This is a genomic window from Winogradskyella schleiferi (genome assembly GCF_013394655.1).
Classification (GTDB): Bacteria; Bacteroidota; Bacteroidia; order Flavobacteriales; family Flavobacteriaceae; genus Winogradskyella; species Winogradskyella schleiferi.
This window is the reverse complement of record NZ_CP053351.1, coordinates 1,275,879-1,297,667: the sequence shown is the minus strand read 5'-3', so window position 1 is coordinate 1,297,667 and position 21,789 is coordinate 1,275,879. Positions and strand designations below refer to the sequence as shown.

The window sequence follows — 21,789 nt, the reverse complement described above, 5'->3', positions numbered from 1 at the left end:
TTCCTATTATTTTGAGTATCCGTTTGATAGAATTTATGAGTTTTATTGTTTGAAATCTTCACTACCTTTGCCCTAACAATACGTTGTTAAATAAGACATTGGACTTTAACTTGTAAAATTAACAATTATTGTACCGAATATCGACTATGGAAAAAGAAAATATTTATATCCTCGGAATTGAGTCGTCTTGCGATGATACAAGTGCTGCCATACTATGTAACGACCGGATTTTAAGCAATGTTGTGGCCGACCAAAAAATACATGCAGAGTATGGAGGTGTTGTGCCAGAATTAGCGTCACGAGCACATCAACAAAATATTGTTCCTGTGGTGCATCAAGCTTTTGAAAAGGCAAATATTAAAAAAGAACAATTAAGTGCTGTGGCTTTTACTCGCGGCCCAGGTTTAATGGGTTCTTTGTTAGTTGGCACTTCGTTTGCAAAATCATTAGCTTATGGTTTGAATATCCCGTTAATTGACGTCAACCACATGCAAGCGCATATTTTGGCGCATTTTATTGACGAAAAAGACCATAAAAAACCACCATTTCCTTTTTTAGCGCTGACCATTTCTGGTGGACACACACAGATCGTAAAAGTGAGCAATTATTTTGAAATGGAGGTCATAGGTGAAACCATTGACGATGCTGTTGGTGAAGCTTATGATAAAAGTGGTAAAATCCTAGGATTGGGCTATCCGGCTGGTCCAGAAATTGACAAGCGAGCGCAACTGGGAAATCCGAAAGCCTATCAATTCACCAAACCAAAAGTTGAAGGTTTGAATTTTAGTTTTTCAGGATTAAAAACCAATATCCTCTATTTTGTGCAGCGTGAAGTAAAAGCCAACCCTAATTTTATTGAAGCTAACCTAAACGATATCTGTGCTTCCATTCAGTATACCATTATCGGTATTTTAATGGCTAAATTAAAACTGGCCGTTAAACAAACTGGAATAAAACATATCGCCATTGGTGGAGGTGTTTCTGCAAATTCAGGAATTCGAAAAGCACTAAAAGATGCCGAACAAAAATTTGGATGGACGAGCTATATACCCAAATTTGAATATACCACAGATAATGCGGCAATGATTGCTATTGTTGGGTATTTGAAATATTTGGAAGCGGATTTTTCGGATTTTGATGTGATGGCTGCGGCTCGGCTGAAGTTGTAATATGAAGAAAAGAAATATTAATATTACTTCAATTGGCATCTTCTCACTTATATTCATTACTGGTATATTATGTGCTTTATATCTCAAAAAACATGAAATACTAGAAATTGAAAATTCTTTCAGTTTTGCGCTAAAATATTATTCGATTCCTGTATTGTTGCTCGGCTCTCACTTATGTTATTTAGCTGCCTTTGAATATAAAAAAAGCCTGAAAAAATGGTTCAAAATTATTTCATTTCCATTTTTTCTTATTCCTATTTTAGCTTGTTACATATCACTACTAACATTTATTTCACTCGTATTAAATGAGACGATAGGAACTCAAGAGACCATTGTTTTAAATGGTAAAATTATCGAGTTAGAAAAGACCAAAGCTGAATCTATATCTTATGTTGAAATAAATAATAAAACAGATACAATAAGGTTAAGAATAAACAAAAAACTTTATAATAAATATACGAACGAAAAAGTCTTTAGTGAAATCGTAAAAAAAGGGTCGTTCAATTTCTACTATAAATTATAGAAAACAACATTTAGACTAAATTGTTAAAACAAATGTTAACATCCTTCCAAACCTTCTCTTCCATTATATATTAAAATTTAGTTGTTTTGTACTACCCTAAATCAAACTAAATTAACTACACATGAAACATTTATTTACACTTTTACTTTTTTTACCATTATTCGGCTTTTCACAAATGGCTTTGGAACAACAGTTAGATTCTATTTCCACGCCTGATGAGGCAACCCTTTTTTTGAAAGCCAACAAACCCAAACAAGGCAAACTTTTCACATTCAATAGAGAAAAGCATAAAACCAGATTGGCCAACGATTTATTCAACATGTCGAAAGGTGGAAAAAAAGTTATTAGAACTGATTTTAAGAAAACCTTTTACAAGGTAATTGACAAAGCTCAAGTAGATTACATCAAATTTAGCATTATTGTATTCGATGCTTCGGACGAACAGGCACTGTCTAAACGTGAAAAAGTACTTTCACTATACAACCAAGGTTACAGGTTCAAGGACTTAGCTAAGCATAACTCTATAGATCGTACCGCAAAAAAAGGTGGCGATACAGGTTGGATTAAAGCTGGAGATATGTCTAAAGCATTTGACGATATTGCTTTTGCTGAAAACCATGACATTGACGCTATTTTTCCGATTGATGATTTAGAAAATCAAAAATACTACCTCGTCATTAAAACTGAGGATAGAACTCCTATTGAGGAAATTACAGTTTTAAAATTTTCTGAAAATATTGAGTAATGCAATTATTCTATAACCCTAATATTTCTGAGACCACGACTAGTTTTAATTTCGATAAGGATGAAAGCCGACACATCGCTAAAGTTTTAAGAAAAAAAGCTGGAGACATTTTACAAATTACCAATGGAAAAGGTTGGCTTTTTACTGCCGAAATCACATTGGCAGAACAAAAGAATTGCATCGTTTCCATTACCTCAAAAAGCTTTCAGCCTAAACGCAATTTCAATTTGCACTTAGCGGTTGCGCCAACAAAAATGAACGACAGATACGAGTGGTTTTTAGAAAAAGCTACTGAAATCGGTATTGAGACTATCACACCTATTATCTGCGAACATAGCGAACGTAAAGTGGTAAAGACCGAACGTTTTGAGAAAATCATTCAGTCTGCCATGAAACAATCGTTGCAATGTTATTTACCAAAACTAAATGCGTCAATAGCTTTTAAGGACTTTATAAATCAAGATATTGAAGGTCAAACTTTCATTGCCCATTGCGAAGAAACCGATAAAAAATCATTAAAATCGCAATTAAAATCGTCAACCGATTGTACTATTTTAATAGGACCCGAAGGCGACTTTAGCGTTAAAGAAATCGAAATGGCATTGGCGAATAACTTTATTCCTGTAACTTTGGGTGAGACACGTTTAAGAACTGAAACTGCAGCCATTGCCGCTTGTCATTCTGTGGCGTTTAATAATGAATAAAATGAAATGCTTTTTTACTTTATATTTTACATTTTTTACAGTGTTCCTTTTTTCCCAGGACGTCGCCATTTTAAAATACAAAGGTGGTGGCGATTGGTACAGTAACCCAACAGCTTTGCCAAATTTGGTGAAATATTGCAACGATAATATTGACACCAATATTAATGAAAGCATTCAAACGGTTGAAGTGGGTAGCACAGATATTTTTCAATTTCCTTTGTTGCATATGACAGGTCATGGCAATGTATTCTTCAGCGATGATGATGCCGAAAACTTAAGGAATTACCTTATCTCAGGAGGATTTCTCCATATTGATGATAACTACGGAATGGAACCTTACATAACCAAAGAACTCAAAAAGGTTTTTCCGAATAGTGATTTGGTTGAAATTCCAAAAGACCATAAAATATTCAGTTCGGCTTACGAATTTTCAAACGGTTTACCAAAAATCCATGAACATGATGGCAAAGCGCCACAGGCTTTCGGTATTTTTTATGAGAGCAGATTGGTGTTGCTTTTCACCTTCGAAAGCGATTTAGGTGATGGCTGGGAAGACCAAGAAGTCCATAATGATCCCGAAGATGTGAGGGAAAAAGCTTTAAAGATGGGCGCTAATATTGTGAAGTATGCTTTTGAAAACTGAGGGTATTTACGATATACGATTTTTGATTTACGAATTAAGAATTAAGAATTAAGAATTAAGAATTAAGAATTAAGAATTAAGAATTAAGAATTAAGAATTAAGAATTAAGAATTAAGAATTAAGAATTAAGAATTAAGAATATTAGCGAAGTCGATGCAAACCAAAAACTAACAAGCCTCCAACTTATCAGCAATCAACTCAACAATATCGAAATCCTTTTTTTTAATCTGAAAATCACGATTAAACCACAGTAAATCGTAAATCGTAAATCAAAAATCGTAAATCCTTTTGCAACTCAACCACTACAATTCCAACTTCAAAAAACAGAAACATCCAATCAAAATAGTTTGCGATAACATAACTAATGCACCAAATATCGGCAGCTTATTCAGAATTGCGGATGCTTTCAATATTGAAGAACTCATTTTCTGTGGGTCTGATATTTCATTAGGAAAGCGAATGACAAAAACATCGCGCTCTACGGAAAAGTATGTCAATCATAGCATAAATGAAGCTATTGAAACGCAAATTCAAGATCTAAGGGCCAATAATTATTATTTGATTGCTTTGGAGATTACGGAAAACAGTCAGGCTCTATCCGAATTCAAACTACAAACAAAACAACCAATTGCACTCATCTTAGGCGATGAAAACTTTGGAGTTTCAGAAACCATTTTAGAACAAGTGGATGCCGTCATCCATATTAATATGTTTGGAAACAATAGCAGTATGAATGTGGTGCAAGCCACAAGTATTGCGCTTTATGAAATTACCAAACAACTGAATTCTTAAATTTTATCTCAGCATCTTTGATTATATTTATCCCATGAACTCAAAAATTATAGCCAACGGTATTTTAAGAGCATTGGGAGTAATTCTTGCTGTTGCTTTAGTGCTATACTTTCTTTATAAAATTCAATCTGTAATTGTTTACATCGCAGTCGCTGCAGTTATATCATTGATCGGTCGACCGATTATATTATTTTTAAGACGGAAACTAAAATTTAGTAATACCATTGCAGTTGTGGTCACCATGTTTTTGCTAATGGGACTTTTGGTGGGATTAGTCGGTCTGTTTATTCCGTTAATTGTTGAGCAAGGTCATAATTTGGCGTTACTAAATATTGAACAATTACAGGTAAATATTGAAGATCTCTACAATCAAATCATAACCTATTTTGAATTTAATCATATCGATGTTGAACAGTCCATTAAAGATTCCAACATGCTTTCTAAATTAGATTTTGCCATTATTCCTAACTTTTTAAACAGTTTTATCAGTGGGTTGGGCAGTTTTAGTATTGGCTTGTTTTCGGTTCTTTTTATTTCATTTTTCTTTTTAAAAGACAGTAAATTGTTTGAAGATGGTATTATGACATTTGTACCAAGCGGAAATGAGGAACGCTCTAAACGTTCTATGACCGCTATAAAAGACTTGTTATCTCGATATTTCGTAGGGTTAATACTTCAAATTTTAATTCTATTCGTTATTTATACCATTGTTCTTTTAATTTTTGGAATTGATAACGCTATTGTTATTGCCTTTTTATGTGCGCTTCTCAATTTAGTACCCTATGTTGGGCCATTGGTTAGTGGGTTTTTAATTTTACTTTTAAGTATGTCGAGTAATTTGGGAGAAAGTTTTAGCGACGTTATTTTACCAAAAACCATTTATGTAATGATCGGTTTTATTATCGCCCAATTAGTTGATAATTTCTTTAGTCAACCGTATATATTTTCCAAAAGTGTAAAATCACATCCGTTGGAAATCTTCTTGGTGATCATCATTGCAGGTATTTTATTTGGTGTTGTAGGTATGATTGTTGCCATACCGACTTATACAGCGATAAAAGTTATTTTGAAGGAATTTTTATCGGATTACAATATCGTTCAGAAACTAACGAAAGATCTATAGTTTTGATTTGAATAGCGATTTATTACATATAGAAATTCAAGAATTCATAAATAATAATTTAAATTCAGATCTATCAGCATTAGTGTTGAAAGGCATTCCGTTTGAAAGTGTAGATCCGAAATTAGTTATTGAACAAATTGAAGCCAAAAAACGAAGCCGAAAGAAACTACCAACTTGGTTTGATGCCAACCATATTTACTTTCCCAATAAACTGAACATTGAACAAACCTCCTCTGAAACAACCGCTGAATATAAAGCCTCACTGATTTCAGGACAACATATAATTGACCTCACTGGTGGATTTGGAGTCGATGCGTTTTACTTCTCAAAACAAGTCAAAAACGTTACACATTGTGAAATTAATGCTGAGCTTTCAAAAATCGTCAAACATAATTTTGAAGTATTACAAGTTCCAAACATCACTTGTTTAAACGAAAACGGCATTGAAGCTTTAAAACGAATTGACGAAGAGTTCGATTGGATTTATATCGATCCATCACGTCGTGATCATTCCAAACAAAAAGTGTTTTTATTAGCCGACTGCGAACCTAATATTAAAACCTATCAAGGTCTATTCCTGAAATATGCCAAAAATGTCATGATCAAAACGTCGCCATTACTGGATTTATCAGCAACACTTTCAGACTTAAAAAATGTAAAGGAAATTCATATCGTTGCAGTAAACAATGAGGTAAAAGAATTACTTTGGATTTTGGAACGTGATTTTGAAAACGAGGTGCTGGTAAAAACCGTGAATTTACAAAAGTTGAATTCGCAGTATTTTGAATTCAATTTCCATGAAGAATCAAAAGCAATAGCCAATTATAGTGAACCACTGACCTACTTGTACGAACCAAATTCGGCAATTTTGAAATCAGGAAGTTTTAATTCCATTAGTGATATCTTGAAGGTCGATAAACTTCACAAACACTCTCATCTTTATACGTCTGAATCGCGCTTTGATTTTCCAGGAAGACGATTTAAAATTGAAAAGGTATTGGCTTTCAACAAAAAAGCTTTTTCCAAAGAAAAAATTACAAAGGCTAATATCACTACACGTAATTTTCCATTAGCAGTTAAAGATATTCGTAAAAAACTGAAGGTAAAAGATGGCGGTTCGGTTTACCTTTTTTTTACTACAAACCTAAATGATGAAAAAATAATTGTGATCTGCTCAAAAATCTAAAACTCAAAAATAGCAGTTTCCGTAAATGCATAGCTGACACAATCTTTGGGTTTTATTCTTGTATTCAATCCCGTAAATAAGCTAAATGCCGGTAAAATCATTTGATTATTGGTTACTTGAAAACAAGGTAACCTTAATTTTTGTTTGCCTTTTCCTTTAATCATAACTCCAGGATGAATATGACCAGATATCGAAAACATATCATTTTCTTGTTCCATCGGTTCATGTATAAATTGAAATGGCGGAACCATAAGTTCTGTTTCAACTTTTATATTAAAATCATCCATTAATGTATGGGAAAGTCTATCGTGATTACCCTTAACTAAGGTAATCTCTAAGTTTTCAAATTGCTCTAACCACAACTTAAAGGTTGACATGTCTCTATTGTTTTCAGCATGAAATAGATCGCCAACAATCCAAAGCTGTTGTGTTTTAAAATGAAGAATTAACGTTTTTAAACGTTCCAAATCATGTTGAAGAATCGCAGCTGGCATTGGAATACCGTGTTTTCTAAAATGAGCTGTTTTTCCAATATGAACATCAGATATAATCAGCGCATTTTCACGTTTCCAAAATAATGCGCGTTGATTGGTAAGCGTTAACGCGTCATCATTTACTATTATATTTTTGGTACTAATTTTCAAAATGGTAATTCACTTATTTTATCCTATAAGGGTTCAAAAGTATTATAATTATTATTTTTTTACACCCCTAAAGTCCCCTCTAAGGGACAATGGTCCTATTCAACTGAGTGTATTGTCCCCTTGAGGGGACTTTAGGGGTGTCTTTTTATTAAACATTCCAGTTAATTTAATTTATTCCTAATCCCATAAATATCTGTATTTCACAAACTTATGTTATATAAACCTTGCAGGTCGTAGTCAAATTATTAATCAATTTTAAAAGCCTGCGATTTAATTCGCTGAATGCGCTTATCCAAATTCTCATTGGTCATTGTGCCGCGTAAGCTATCAACTTTTAATGGAAAACTCAAAGGTGTAAACGATTTTGCACGTTTTATGATAATTTTACTTTTTGAAATTCTATCGAATGCCGCTTGTAAACGCACCTCTTCCAATTGCTGATTAAAAACTTCGGTGTAAGCTTGTCGTAATAACAAATTATCAGGTTCATAATCTTCGAGCACTCTAAAAATTAATCCCGAAGACGACTGTAAACTTTTATTGTTTTTACGAGTTCCAGGTTGTGATTGCACTACCAAACCCGCAATAACGGCAATATCCCTAAATTTTCGTGATGCCATTTCAGATGCATTGATACTGGCAATGACGTCGTCCATTAAATTTTCCTTGCTTAACAATGCTGAAATATTATCTTCATTAATCGGCAACGCTTGGTCGCTCAATAACTCGAAGCCATAGTCATTCATGGCAATTGTAAAAGTCAATGGTTTTAACTTACTGATTCGATAGGCCATTAAGGACGAAAACACTTCATGGACCAATCGACCTTCAAAAGGATACATAAATAAATGATGTCCGTCTTTAGTTTCTATCATTTCTATTAAAAACTCGTCAGCTTTTGGGATGTGCGAATGGTCTTTTTGTCGGATTATCAATGGGTTTAAAAACCTTAATTCCTTTTCCAATCGTCCAGGATCTAAAGCATCTGATAATTTTAATCTTAAAAAATGACTTAAATGTGAAGTCAAAGGCAAACGACCGCCCAGCCAACTTGGCGAGACTGCTTTCTTTGCTTTGCTTCGTCTCACAAGTGCGGTCATATCTTTGATTTTTACCAATTCTAAAATACGTCCAGCTAATATAAAACTGTCACCAGGTTTTAGCTTAGAGATAAAGAATTCTTCAATCATGCCAATATAACCACCAGAAAAATATTTGACCATCATGGAAGCTTCACTTACAATGGCTCCAATGTTCATGCGATGCAACATACTTATTCTTCTGCTTTTCACCTTGTAAACCCCAATTTCATCTTGTACAACTTTATGAAATTCCTCATATGAATGTAGCGTTTTACCGCCTTTGGTAATAAAATGTAAACACCATTGCCAATCGTCTTCAGTGATATAATGAAACGCATGAACTTGCTTTATTCGATTGAATAATTTTTCAGAATCGAAACCTTGACCAACGGCTAATGTGACCATAAATTGAATCAACACATCAAATGTCAATACCATGGGTTCACGCGACTCAATCACCTGTTCCTTTATGGCCGATTTTAAAGCTGAAACTTCAACCAGTTCCAACGAATGTGTAGGCACAAAATATATTTTTGAACGCTCATAAGGCGAATGGCCACTGCGACCAGCACGTTGCATAAAGCGCGCTATTCCTTTGGCTGAACCAATTTGTATCACACAATCGACTGGCTTGAAATCGACGCCTAAATCTAAAGAAGAAGTACAAACTACCGCTTTTAAATAGCCGTTGGAAATACTATCTTCTATCCAATTTCTTAATTTTTTATCTATGGAACCATGATGAATGGCCATAACTCCTGCTAATTCTGGATTGGCATTTAATAGTAATTGGTACCATAATTCAGACTGACCTCTGGTATTCGTAAAAATCAATGTGGTGGTATTAGCATCAATAATGGGCAAAATTTTATCGACCATCTTTCCTCCTAAATGTCCAGCCCAAGGCAACACTTCAATTTCATCTGGAAGTACGGAAACAATGTCAATTTTCTTTTTCTCTTTAGCGGTGATCTGAGTAACTTTTAAACCAGCATAAGGTAACAACACGTGTTTGGCCTCTTCTAAATTTCCAATGGTTGCCGTGACGCCCCAAATTTGAAGTTGTGGCGAGTAATGTCTTAATTGCGAAATGGCTAATTCCGTGAGAATGCCCCTTTTATTTCCCAATAACTCATGCCATTCATCTATAGCTACACATTTTACACCTTTAAAAAAGCGTTTGTTTTTCTTCTGGGAAAACATGAGATGCATAGTTTCTGGTGTCGTTAGCAAAACGTCTGGCATTAACCGTTCTTGTTTTCGTCTTATACTAGTTGGTGTATCTCCATTTCGCACTTGTACAGACCAATCCAAACCAATATCCTCAGCGGCTTCCGTCATGGCTTTTGCCAAATCCTTAGCTAATGAGCGTAATGGACTTATCCATAATAATTTTAATCCTTTGGGATAATTTTCGGGATGATTTAGATAATCTATGACTACGGCTAAAAACACGGAAAAGGTTTTTCCAAAACCCGTTGGAGCAACGACCATTCCACTATACCCACTGCCATAACGTTGCCATGTCTGACTTTGAAACGGAAACGGTTTTTGTCCTTTTTCAGCCATCCAATTGTGGACAATTTGCAACCCAGTACTGTCTTTAAATTTGCTCAAGGTGCAGTTATCAATTGTTTAACGGTTTCAATAGTATCTATATCTTCAACAGGCTTATCTTTTCGCCAACGTGCAATTCTGGGAAATCGCAAAGCCACGCCAGATTTATGTCTATTACTAAACGCAATACCTTCAAAAGCAATTTCAAAAACTAACTCTGGTTTGACTGTTCGTACTGGCCCGAATTTTTCAATCGCATTTTTATTAACCCATCGCGATATTTCGGTAATCTCTTTATCGGTTAAACCAGAATAAGCTTTTGCAACCGTAACTAATTTATCTTCCTTCTTAACGGCAAACGTATAATCAGTATATTTTGAACTACGACGACCACTACCCTTTTGTGCATAAATCATCACAGCATCTATAGTTAATGGGTCTACTTTCCATTTCCACCAATCGCCTTTTTTTCGACCTGTATGATATGGTGATGCTTTTTGCTTCAACATCAAGCCTTCACTATTAATGGCTCTGGAATTTTCACGTATAGGATATAAGTCTTTCCAAGTCGTAAAATCGACTAGAAAGGATAGTTTTAAATTATGTTGAGGCTCAATGGAATTAAAAAGTTGTTCTAAAACTGAACGTCGTTCTATCATTGGTTTTTCCCTTATATCGTCCTCATTAAATTCTAAAATATCGTAAATATAAAAACCGACAGGCACGTCTTGAAGTAATTTTTTAGTCACGTTTTTACGATTCAGTCGCTTTTGCAAATCGTTAAATAGTAAAACTGAATTATCTTTCATGGCGAGGATTTCTCCATCGATAACAAAATCGTGTTTGAATTTAGAAATTGTCTCCACCAATTCAGGAAACTGTTCAGTCACCAACTCTTCTCCACGCGACCATATATAGATTTCATTATTACGCTTTACAATTTGCCCTCTAATGCCATCCCATTTTTGCTCCACCATCCAATCTTCTGGTTCGCCTAAATCAGGAAGTTCCTTTTCCAAGGCATAAGCCAAGCAAAATGGATAAGGTTTGGAATTATCATAATTAATATGGGAGCCATTAATTAAATCTTCAAACGAAATGGTATCGATATCCCATTTACCTATAATACTGTGCATTAGTTGATTGGCATCTATATTGGTAAGTTTTGCCAAGGCATTGACTAAGGTCTTTTTTGACACGCCAATTCTAAAACTGCCACCAATTAACTTGTTAAAAATTAAGCGTTCTTGCTGTTTTAAACCATTCCAAGCATTAAGAACATATTTTTTTTTCTCATCGTCAGATTTAGGTTTTAAGGATTTAAGCTGTGTCGTCCACTCACTTAATGTCAGTTCTATATTATTTGCAGGTTCTGGCAAAAGCAAAGCAATAGTCTCTCCCAAATCACCAACCGTACTATAACTCTCAAGAAACAGCCATTCTGGCAATTGGGTGATTTCCATACACCATTGTTTCATCAAGGTGGTTTTGACAGGTCTTGAAGGTCGTTTTCCCGTGAAAAGGGCAATCAACCATAATTTATCTTTGGCTGGAGCTACCTGAAAATAATGTACCAATGCTTCGATTTTTGCATTGGTTTTATTGGTGATTTCTATGGCACTTATAAGTTCTGAAAACTGTTTCATGCTTCAACTTTTTTTTCAGATTCTTGCTCCGCTTTTGCCATAGCTTCCTCTCCGAAATCGGTTTTGAGTTCATGGGCTTTAATTCCTATTTCATTCAAATATTTCGAAAAAATAGCTTGCGAGCCATGAGTCACATAAACTTGTTCTGCCTCAGTCGCTTTAACGGCTGACAACAAACCATTCCAATCCGCATGATCGCTCACTGCAAAACCAGCATCTACGGATTGCCAACGTCTATTCCCTCTAATTTGCATCCATCCAGAACAAATGGCAGTAGCTACATTTGGAACACGTTTCAATAATTTGGAACCTAGCAATCCAGGTGGCATAATAACTATTTTATTTTGAAGTGCTTTTTTATCAAAGTCATTCGTAATTAAGGTCGTTTTTGGTAATCGAATTCCAGAATTTGAAATCGCTTCATTCAAATTATAAATCGCAGAATGCACATAAATTTCATCTAATCCCTCTAACAAAGACATTAAGCGTTGTGCTTTTCCCAAAGAATAACCCAGAAAGACAGACGTTCGATTATTGGCCTTATTATTTTCCACCCATTCTTGTAATTCTGTTTGAAGTTCTTTTTCGCTTTTCCAATTATAAATAGGCAATCCAAAAGTACTTTCAGTTATAAAGGTGTTACATTTTATGGGTTCAAATGGTGTTGAAATAAAATCGGGTTGTGTTTTATAGTCACCAGAAAATACAACGACATATCCTTTGTATTCCAGTCGGATTTGAGCAGAACCAATGACATGACCAGCTGGATGAAAGCTCACTTTTACACCATTGATTAGCAAGGGCGCTTCATAACCTAAACTTTCAATCTTAATATCAGATCCTATACGATGTTGTAAAATCGCTTTGGAATCATCCTGGCATAAATAGTGCTTCATTCCCCAACGTGCATGATCTGCATGCCCATGGGAAATGATGGCATAATCAACAGGAAACCAAGGGTCTAAAAAGAATTTACCTTGTGGACAGTAAATACCTTTTTTTGTGAATTTTATGAGCTGCATGCATTTTATTTATAACTCTTACAAGCTATTAAAAAAGTGACAGCTTTATTAGTAAATTAAAGTTAAATTTTAGCACATTTGAAATTATATCCATGATTTAATAGACCGTCTTGGGAACTTCCAGATCAATTCGTCTTGAAAAATATTTATGAAATCGTAATAGTAAGAAAGGCCTAAGCTAATAGTCTTATTAACCGCCTTAAAAGTATCTAAAAACTGAATAAAACTCAGATATTAGTCTGATAAATATATACTTAATAATATCTGGAAAAATATTCGCGTTGTTTTTATAAAAAACTCAAAAAAATTGTTGCGTTCTTTAAAATGTTGCGTTACATTTGCATCCGCATTTAAAGGAATGTTCTTATACATATTGGAGAGGTGCCTGAGTGGCCGAAAGGAGCGGTTTGCTAAATCGTCGTAGGTGGAAACACTTACCCAGGGTTCGAATCCCTGTCTCTCCGCAAATTTACTGCAGCTTATGCGACTGCAAGTAATATTAAGATAATCAATTTTCGGGGTGTAGCGTAGCCCGGTTATCGCGCCACGTTTGGGACGTGGAGGCCGCAGGTTCGAATCCTGCCACCCCGACTTTTTATTGGATTTTTGGAGTTTTACTCTAAATGGTCGCATAGCTCAGCTGGATAGAGCACCTGCCTTCTAAGCAGGCGGTCCTAGGTTCGAATCCTAGTGCGATCACAGAAAGCCTCACTAGAAATAGTGAGGCTTTTTTGTGTTTTTATTCAGGATACTCAATCCTCAAATGATAAATATTGGCCAATTTATGCTTAAGTACTTTCTTTATAGATTGTATTTCTTTAAACGTGATATTGGCATTCAAAAATTGACCGCTTTCCATTTGTTTATTGATGATATTTTCAACAAAATCATTAATCTTTGTACTTGTAGGTTCTTTTAAACTTTTTGATGCTGCTTCTACACTATCGCACATCATTAATATGGCCGTTTCTTTACTAAATGGTTTTGGTCCAGGATATTTAAAATCATTAATGTCCACATTTTCATTCTCAGCTTTTTCTTTCATATAGAAATAGTAAACCAAACTTGTGCCGTGATGGGTTCTTATAAAATCTATTACACGATCGGGTAGATTATATTTTTTAGCGGTCTCGATACCTTTTATAACATGATCTACGATAATTTTTGCACTTTCCTTACTCGATAACTCATCATGCGGATTAATTCCTGTACTCTGATTTTCGGTAAAATATGTAGGGTTATTCATCTTACCTATATCATGATATAACGCTCCTACCCTAATCAACATAGCATTAGCTCCTATTTCATTAGCTGAAGCTTCTGCTAAGTTGGCGACATTTAAGGAGTGATGAAATGTTCCCGGAGCTTTGTTGGATAGCTCCTTCAATAATTTTGTATTTGTATCTGAAAGTTCTAAAAGGGAAACATCCGATACAAGTCCAAAAATCTTTTCATATATATATATTAAAGGCTGAACAAAAAGTGTTGCCAAACCGCACAATATGAATAGACCGAATGTCTCCAATTTCAAGCCGGTTAATTGTCCTTCGTGAATAACAAAAAAAGCAAAATAGGCAATGATATATATAAATGTTATTTGACCTACTGAAATAAATAAATTAGCTCTTTTGTATAACTCGGACACCGTTAAAATAGTCACCATTCCTGCAATAATTTGAAGAAACATATATTCATAACTATTCGGCACCACAAATCCTAAGAGTAAAACGGTCAGTACATGGGCAAACAAACCTAGTCTGGCATCAAAAAAAGCTTTTAGCACCAAAGGCAAAATACACAATGGCACCACATAGATGTATTGGGAATTATAATTAATAACCAAAGTGGTTAGCAATATCATTAAAGCAATATTGAAAAATATAAATGTGACTTTAATATTATTCAAAAAAACTTCTAATCTATATTTTCTAAGAAACAACAGGAGCATTAAAAGAGCCAATGCCACGAGCAATGTATAGGCAACCAGCACCCAATTATAATTTGCTGAGTTCCAAACTTGAGACTCATATTCAGATTTTAGGGAGCTTAAAATATCATACTGGTCTGCTTCAATAACTTGCCCCTTGGAAACTATAAGTTGGTCTTTTTCAACACGACCTCTGGTTAGTGAAAGTCGTGACAGCTCTTCTTCAAGTGCTTTTTCACTTAAACTCTTATTTAGTTTTATGTTTGGTTTAATAACATCGAAAAAAATCGATATCATTTTCACCTTAACGTCTTCAGACAATGAATTATCTAAATCTTTTTCAAAGATTCGACGTAATTCGCTTAACTCATATAAACTTCCATATTGTAATTCTTTCTGAACTTTATTGGAAGTTGCTAAAATCACAGATCGATCATCATCATAGCTATAATCTAAATCTAAAATTCCTGTTGCATACAGTTTATTGACTAATGATTTACCTTTATCATATAAAGTCTGCTTTTTAAAATTATAGTCAATTGAATCTACAAATACTTGATTAAATACTTCAGAATACTCAGATAGAACTTCAGCTTCTATGTCTGTTGACACTTCAAAATATAAGGGACTTTGATTTTCTATTTCAGCTTTTTCTTTTTCTATTTCAGCGTTGGATTTTTTTATCGCAAAATTAAAAGGCGCATATAAATTTTCAGACTGCCAAGGCTTGCCTTTTTCAAAAGAGTACCTGAATTTCCCTGTTTTAGGAAACAAATAGACTATAAACAAGGTGGTCACTAAGAACAATAGGATCTTATAGACCAAAGCATGATTCTTATACCATTTATTAAGGAATACATTCATATACAATCAAATGTAGTAAATATTAGATTTTTAGACTGCTAATATCATTAATACATTCTAAAATCTCTCAAAAAATGTTTAATTTCGCAGCAAATAACATCAAACATACGCACAATGAATAAGGACGTCGTTATCGTTTCAGCCGTTAGAACACCCATAGGAAGTTTTTTAGGAAGTTTATCTACAGTACCTGCTCCACGATTAGGTGCTGCAGCCATCAAAGGAGCTTTAGATAAGATTAATTTGAAACCTGAAATGGTTGATGAAGTTCTCATGGGAAATGTCGTACAAGCTGGTACTGGTCAGGCACCTGCGCGGCAAGCTGCAATTTATGCTGGTATTCCAGATACAGTGCCCTGTACCACAATAAACAAAGTCTGCGCCTCTGGGATGAAGGCTGTGATGCAAGCGGCACAAGCTATTCAATTAGGCGATGCTGAAATTATTGTTGCTGGTGGTATGGAAAACATGAGTTTGATTCCACATTATTATCACGCTAGGACTGGAACAAAATTCGGACCTGCAACACTGGAAGATGGCATGCAAAAGGACGGATTAGTTGATGCTTATGATAAAAATGCCATGGGAGTTTGTGCAGATGCCTGTGCTACTGAATATAAATTCTCTAGAGAGGACCAAGATGCTTTTGCTGTTCAATCATACGAACGCTCCAAAGCCGCTTGGGACGATGGTAAATTTAAAGATGAAGTCATTGCCGTTGAAGTTCCTCAACGTAGAGGCGAACCTACAATTGTTGATAGAGATGAAGAATACACCAATGTAAAAATGGAAAAAATTCCTGCTTTACGTCCTGCGTTTACTAAGGATGGGACAGTAACTGCAGCAAATGCCTCAACTATAAATGATGGCGCAGCTGCCTTGGTTTTAATGAGCAGGGAAAAAGCTGAAGAATTAGGTTTAACTCCTTTGGCGACCATAAAAAGTTATGCAGATGCTGCTACCGAACCTAAATGGTTTACAACCGCACCAGCTAAAGCATTACCTAAAGCATTGAAAAAAGCAAATATGGAATTAGATGCTGTTGATTATTTTGAATTTAATGAAGCATTTTCAGTCGTTGGCTTGGCGAATATGAAAATTTTAGGATTGGACGACAGTAAAGTCAATGTTAATGGAGGAGCCGTTTCGTTGGGTCATCCGCTAGGATGTTCTGGTGCAAGAATTCTTGTGACATTAATCAATGTGTTACATCAAAATGATGCCAAACTAGGTGCTGCAGCTATTTGTAATGGTGGTGGTGGCGCTTCTGCAATGGTAATAGAACGCGCTTAACCTAACGTTATGCAATACGGCATTTGCAATCTAGGGATTGTACCTATACGATTAGAACCCAACGATACCAGTGAAATGGTAACGCAAGCATTGTATGGAGATTTTTTCAAAGTGCTTGAACAACGAAAAAAGTGGAGTCGTATTCGTTTTGCATTTGATAATTATGAAGGTTGGATTGATAATAAGCAATATCAAGAAATTGAAGAGCTTAATTATAATGACCTTGATAAATCAGAAATTAACCTTTCCAAAGATTTAATTGAATTTGTTTCGGACGATTCAAATAACCTTTACCCTATTCCTGTAGGATCAGATTTGAATGGTTTGAGTTTATTAAATCATCAATTTGATGGCATTGCAGTAACTTCAAAAAGGGCAAAGGAAAATATTATCAATTCGTCGTTTTTATTTTTGAACGCGCCATATTTATGGGGTGGAAAAACACCTTTTGGAATTGATTGTTCCGGTTTTACGCAAATGGTCTACAAACTAAATGGTTATAAACTGTTTAGGGACGCTTCCGAACAAGCTACACAAGGTGAGGCCTTAAGTTTTATTGAAGAAAGCGAACCAGGTGATTTGGCTTTTTTTGATAATGTAGAAGGCAACATTACGCATGTAGGCATTATCATGGAAGATAATTATATCATTCACGCACATGGTAAGGTAAGAATTGACCGATTAGACCATAGCGGCATTTATAATATTGAGAAAAACACACATACTCATAGACTGAGAGTTATTAAAAAGATTGTATAAAAAAATCGTCTAAAAATTTCTTTTTAGACGATCTCAAATTATATTTATTTCTACGAATAATTAATTTCCTTCAGCTGAACTTTGCATAGCTTCAACTCTAGCTTTCATTGCCTTAAACTTATCTGTTTCACCCAATGCACTATAGATATTCATCAAAGTCATAGCTGCATTAAGATTGGTTTCTTTTAAATCTAGTGCTTTTATCAAGTAAGGTATTGCTTCTTCATAAATTTCAGTACGCTGTTTTTTTAACTCATCGTACTTTTTATTATCTGCGGCACTTGTACCTAAATTGTTCATTTCTTCAACAACATTTGCTTCACCTTCCAGTATAACAACCGCAATATTATTGTACGAATCTACATGATTGGGGTCGATAGCAATAGCTTTTTCATAATATTTAATGGCATCTTCCTGGTTTCCAGCTTCTGCAGCTAAAACACCAAGGTTATATTGCAACTCAGCATTGTTTGGATCCTTTTGAGTTGCTTCTTCCATCAAAATTTTAAATTTTTCTGTATTACCCATTTTAAGATATACATTCGCTTCTGACAATAATAAACCTAGATCGTCCGGATTTTCTGCCCTAGCATCTGCCATAGCACCCAAAGCCTTTTCATCCTCTCCTTGAGAGACATAGATTAAAGCGATATTCTTCACAATTTCCGCTTTTTTAGATTCGGCTTTTTCATCTTTCGGATCAGAATGCATTTTTGCTTTTACTGATAGGTCTCTAGATGCTTTATCCCTAAAACTTTCTTCTTCATTTGTCTCTACATTAGTAGCATAATATACCATTTCTCCACCGTCATAACCCAAGTTTTTAAGTTGAATGTAATAATCTAAAGCGGTATCATAATCGGGTTCTGAGACAGCTGCTGAAGCTGCATAATACAGGTATAATGTATCCTTAGGAGACATTCTATAAACCCTTTCAAAACCTTTTGCCGCAGCTTTATATTTATTTTCTGTAAAAGCATCGTTAGCCTTGGTTAAAAACGTATTTACCATTTCAGCAGTCATATCGTTTGCTTCTTTGGTATATTTCAATTTTCCCATTTCGGACTCTAGCGTTTTCAATTTGTCTAAGCTTTCAATCGCTTCGTCAATGTTAGCACCTGTACCTGCGCCATTGGCATACAATGCTTGTGCTTTTAAGAGATAGAACTTCGCTTTAGACTTATCGTCCATATCTCCCATTAAGGCTTCCGCTGCAGAAACTGCTGATTTGGCATCTGCAAAATTCGAATTTTTAAGTGCTTTTTCAACTTCCTTTAGCTCTTTTTTCTGTGCAAAGGACATTGACGCTACAGCTACTAGAAGCACTAATGTCATTAATTTTTTCATCTTGTAATAATAGTTTTTGTTATTAATTTTTAGTTTTCAGTTTCAGTGTCATCTTCATCAATAGCCGTGCCATCTTCATTAGAGTCTTGACTATCAGTTGATTCGGAATCTATAATTTCTTCAGAGATTATATCTTCGATATCGTCTTCTTCATCCTTCATTACTTTTGCAACCGCAGCAATAGAATCGTTTCCTTTCAGGTTTATTAATTTAACCCCTTGCGTAGCTCTTCCCATAACACGCAAATCGGCTACTGCCATACGAATCGCAATACCAGATTTATTGATAATCATTAAATCGTCTTCGTCGGTCACATTTTTAATTGATACTAAGTTACCTGTTTTTTCTGTAATAGAAATGGTTTTTACACCTTTTCCGCCTCTATTGGTAATTCTGTAATCTTCTAAACTTGAACGTTTCCCATAGCCATTCTCAGAAACGACAAGGATATTGCTTTCCATATCATCAACAGCGATCATACCTATAACTTCGTCTGTTTTTTCATTTTGAAGTCGAATACCACGAACACCAGAAGCATTTCTCCCCATTGGTCTTGTCTTGGCTTCTTCAAAACGAATGGCTTTACCAGATTTCAAGGCCAACATTACTTGGCTTTCTCCAGTTGTTAACTTCGCTTCCAATAAAACATCATCTTCCTTAATAGTAATGGCGTTGATTCCATTAGATCTTGGTCTGGAATACTGCTCTAAAGAGGTTTTCTTAACCTGGCCTTTCTTAGTCGCCATGATGACATAGTGACTATTAATATAATCTTCATCTTTTAAATCTTGCGTACAAATGAAAGCCATAACCTTATCATCTTGCTCAATATTTATGAGATTCTGAATCGCTCTACCTTTAGACGTTTTTGATCCCTCTGGAATTTCATAAACTCGCATCCAGAAACATTTTCCTTTTTGCGTAAAGAACAACATATATTGATGATTGGTACCTACAAATAAATGCTCTAAGAAATCTTCATTACGAGTGGTCGAAGCTTTTTGTCCAACACCTCCTCTATGCTGGGTTTTGTATTCCGTAAGTGATGTACGTTTTATATAACCTGCATGGGAAATGGTAATAACCACTTGCTCATCTGGAATCATATCTTCAATGCTCAAGTCTCCTCCGGCATATTCAATTATAGAACGACGCTCATCTCCATATTTTTCCCTAACAACCTCAAGCTCTTCTTTTATAATAGCCATTCGGCGGTCTTTCTTTTCCAAAATATCTTTAAGGTCAATGATCGTTTTCATGATCTCCTCATACTCAGCACGTAATTTATCCTGCTCTAAGCCTGTTAACTGACGCAAACGCATCTCAACAATAGCTTTTGCCTGAATCTCAGACAATTTAAAGCGTTCAATTAAATTATTACGCGCTTCATCGGCATTAGAAGATGCACGAATAATTTTAATAACCTCATCAATATTATCTGAAGCTATAATTAAGCCTTCTAAAATATGTGCGCGCTCTTCAGCTTTACGCAATTCATAGGTGGTACGTCTTACAACAACCTCATGCCTATGCTCTACGAAATAATGAATTAATTCTTTTAAATTCAACAATTGCGGACGGCCTTTCACTAGTGCTATATTATTAACACTAAAAGACGTCTGTAAAGCAGAGTACTTATATAGTTTATTGAGAACAATATTAGGAATTGCGTCACGCTTCAAAACATAAACAATACGCATACCATTTCTATCCGATTCATCACGAATAGAGGCAATACCATCCATTTTCTTTTCGTTTACCAAGTCCGCAGTTTTCTTAATCATGTCTGCTTTGTTCACTTGATAAGGAATCTCTGTTACAATAATACATTCCCTGCCTTGTACTTCTTCAATATTCGCTTTTCCGCGCATTACAATACGTCCACGACCTGTATGGAAAGCTTCCTTAACGCCATCATAACCATAGATTGTTCCACCTGTCGGAAAATCTGGAGCTTTAATGTGTTGCATTAATTCGTCAATCTCTATATCATTATTTTCAATATAGGCGATGGTTCCATTAACAACTTCAGTTAAATTATGTGGTGGCATATTGGTTGCCATACCCACAGCGATACCAGAAGCACCGTTAACTAAAAGTCCTGGAATACGTGTTGGAAGAACGGTAGGTTCTTCTAAAGTATCATCAAAATTTAATTTATGATCTACGGTTTCCTTATCAATATCTGCCAACATGTCCTCAGATATTTTACGCATACGCGCTTCAGTATATCGCATTGCCGCTGGACTATCGCCATCTACAGAACCAAAATTCCCTTGGCCATCGACTAACATGTAACGTAAACTCCACTCCTGAGCCATACGTACCATAGTGTCATAAACCGAGGTATCACCATGCGGATGATACTTACCTAAAACTTCACCAACTATTCTTGCTGATTTTTTATGTGCCGAATTTGCTCTAATACCTAGTTCATGCATACCATAAAGTACACGTCTGTGAACCGGCTTTAATCCATCTCTTACATCTGGTAACGCACGTGACACAATGACCGACATTGAATAATCAATGTAAGCCGATTTCATTTCATCTTCAATGTTAATTGGAATGAGTTTTTCTCCTTCTGCCATATATAAAATTAATTAGTTTTTTTGTAAATTTTATTAACGTGCTAATATAACCAAAATAGTACGTTTAGACGCCTAATCCATTATCCTTTTTGATGTTTTTTATTAACAATTATTGATATCTTTTTCGTTAATAAGTATCACGATATTTCCTTTGATTTAAAAGGCTTTTTTA

General features: G+C 35.0%; 17 protein-coding genes and 3 tRNA genes. 13 read left to right on the top strand and 7 right to left on the bottom strand.

The window, feature by feature from the left end:
- The first annotated feature begins 146 nt into the window (after positions 1-146).
- The 8 genes from tsaD to HM990_RS05550 all read left to right on the top strand — a co-directional run bounded on the left by tsaD (position 147) and on the right by HM990_RS05550 (position 6,885).
- Complete coding sequence (gene tsaD, locus HM990_RS05585; protein ID WP_178987987.1) at positions 147-1,169, top strand: tRNA (adenosine(37)-N6)-threonylcarbamoyltransferase complex transferase subunit TsaD; 1,023 nt, start codon at positions 147-149, stop codon at positions 1,167-1,169.
- Between the two features lies 1 nt (position 1,170).
- Positions 1,171-1,692: a hypothetical protein gene (locus tag HM990_RS05580; protein ID WP_178987986.1), complete on the top strand. Its 522-nt coding sequence runs from the start codon at positions 1,171-1,173 to the stop codon at positions 1,690-1,692.
- A 121-nt stretch (positions 1,693-1,813) separates the two neighbouring features.
- Complete coding sequence (locus HM990_RS05575) at positions 1,814-2,437, top strand: peptidylprolyl isomerase (protein ID WP_178987985.1); 624 nt, start codon at positions 1,814-1,816, stop codon at positions 2,435-2,437.
- On the top strand, positions 2,437-3,141 hold the full coding sequence (locus tag HM990_RS05570) for a 16S rRNA (uracil(1498)-N(3))-methyltransferase (RefSeq protein ID WP_178987984.1): 705 nt from the start codon (positions 2,437-2,439) through the stop codon (positions 3,139-3,141). The genes HM990_RS05575 and HM990_RS05570 overlap by 1 nt, the downstream gene beginning before the upstream one ends.
- 1 nt (position 3,142) lies before the next feature.
- Positions 3,143-3,784, top strand: a complete 642-nt coding sequence (locus HM990_RS05565) for a DUF4159 domain-containing protein (RefSeq protein ID WP_178987983.1) — start codon at positions 3,143-3,145, stop codon at positions 3,782-3,784.
- A 288-nt stretch (positions 3,785-4,072) separates the two neighbouring features.
- Positions 4,073-4,576 (top strand): TrmH family RNA methyltransferase, encoded by a 504-nt coding sequence (locus HM990_RS05560; RefSeq protein ID WP_178987982.1) that lies wholly within the window; start codon positions 4,073-4,075, stop codon positions 4,574-4,576.
- A 34-nt stretch (positions 4,577-4,610) separates the two neighbouring features.
- On the top strand, positions 4,611-5,699 hold the full coding sequence (locus HM990_RS05555; RefSeq protein ID WP_178987981.1) for an AI-2E family transporter: 1,089 nt from the start codon (positions 4,611-4,613) through the stop codon (positions 5,697-5,699).
- Between the two features lie 7 nt (positions 5,700-5,706).
- Positions 5,707-6,885 carry a class I SAM-dependent methyltransferase gene (locus tag HM990_RS05550; protein ID WP_178987980.1) on the top strand — a complete coding sequence of 393 codons (1,179 nt, stop codon included), beginning with the start codon at positions 5,707-5,709 and terminating at the stop codon, positions 6,883-6,885.
- On the opposite strand, the gene pdeM is transcribed toward HM990_RS05550, so the two are convergent.
- The 4 genes from pdeM to HM990_RS05530 all read right to left on the bottom strand — a co-directional run bounded on the left by pdeM (position 6,882) and on the right by HM990_RS05530 (position 12,836).
- Entirely contained in the window at positions 6,882-7,529 is a 648-nt protein-coding gene (pdeM, locus tag HM990_RS05545) for a ligase-associated DNA damage response endonuclease PdeM (RefSeq protein WP_178987979.1), read from the bottom strand. The two genes, HM990_RS05550 and pdeM, sit on opposite strands and share 4 nt — an antisense overlap.
- A gap of 245 nt (positions 7,530-7,774) precedes the next feature.
- A complete protein-coding gene (locus HM990_RS05540; protein ID WP_178991853.1) occupies positions 7,775-10,180 on the bottom strand; it encodes a ligase-associated DNA damage response DEXH box helicase in 2,406 nt (801 codons plus the stop codon).
- Positions 10,181-10,224: 44 nt separating this feature from the next.
- Entirely contained in the window at positions 10,225-11,814 is a 1,590-nt protein-coding gene (locus HM990_RS05535; RefSeq protein ID WP_178987978.1) for an ATP-dependent DNA ligase, read from the bottom strand.
- On the bottom strand, positions 11,811-12,836 hold the full coding sequence (locus tag HM990_RS05530) for a ligase-associated DNA damage response exonuclease (protein ID WP_178987977.1): 1,026 nt from the start codon (positions 12,834-12,836) through the stop codon (positions 11,811-11,813). Before HM990_RS05530 ends, HM990_RS05535 begins: the two co-directional genes overlap by 4 nt.
- Before the next feature lie 375 nt (positions 12,837-13,211).
- On the opposite strand from HM990_RS05530, the gene HM990_RS05525 reads away from it, so the two are divergent.
- The 3 genes from HM990_RS05525 (at position 13,212) to HM990_RS05515 (ending at position 13,535) form a co-directional block, all read left to right on the top strand.
- Positions 13,212-13,300: transfer RNA gene (locus HM990_RS05525), tRNA-Ser, on the top strand.
- 52 nt (positions 13,301-13,352) lie between these two features.
- Positions 13,353-13,427, top strand: a tRNA-Pro gene (locus HM990_RS05520).
- Positions 13,428-13,461: 34 nt separating this feature from the next.
- Positions 13,462-13,535: transfer RNA gene (locus HM990_RS05515), tRNA-Arg, on the top strand.
- A gap of 40 nt (positions 13,536-13,575) precedes the next feature.
- Here HM990_RS05515 and HM990_RS05510 read toward each other — a convergent pair.
- Positions 13,576-15,627, bottom strand: coding sequence for an HD family phosphohydrolase (locus tag HM990_RS05510; protein WP_178987976.1), 2,052 nt, complete (start codon positions 15,625-15,627; stop codon positions 13,576-13,578).
- A 114-nt stretch (positions 15,628-15,741) separates the two neighbouring features.
- Between HM990_RS05510 and HM990_RS05505 the strand changes: the two genes are divergently transcribed.
- Positions 15,742-16,920, top strand: a complete 1,179-nt coding sequence (locus HM990_RS05505) for an acetyl-CoA C-acyltransferase (protein WP_178987975.1) — start codon at positions 15,742-15,744, stop codon at positions 16,918-16,920.
- A 9-nt stretch (positions 16,921-16,929) separates the two neighbouring features.
- The gene (locus tag HM990_RS05500) at positions 16,930-17,679 is read left to right on the top strand and encodes a C40 family peptidase (protein WP_178987974.1); all 750 of its coding nucleotides are present in this window, start codon (positions 16,930-16,932) and stop codon (positions 17,677-17,679) included.
- Between the two features lie 60 nt (positions 17,680-17,739).
- Here the strand turns inward: HM990_RS05500 and HM990_RS05495 are convergent, their stop codons facing one another.
- Positions 17,740-19,026 carry a tetratricopeptide repeat protein gene (locus HM990_RS05495; protein WP_178987973.1) on the bottom strand — a complete coding sequence of 429 codons (1,287 nt, stop codon included), beginning with the start codon at positions 19,024-19,026 and terminating at the stop codon, positions 17,740-17,742.
- Between the two features lie 29 nt (positions 19,027-19,055).
- Complete coding sequence (gene gyrA, locus HM990_RS05490) at positions 19,056-21,617, bottom strand: DNA gyrase subunit A (protein WP_178987972.1); 2,562 nt, start codon at positions 21,615-21,617, stop codon at positions 19,056-19,058.
- Positions 21,618-21,789: the final 172 nt, after the last annotated feature.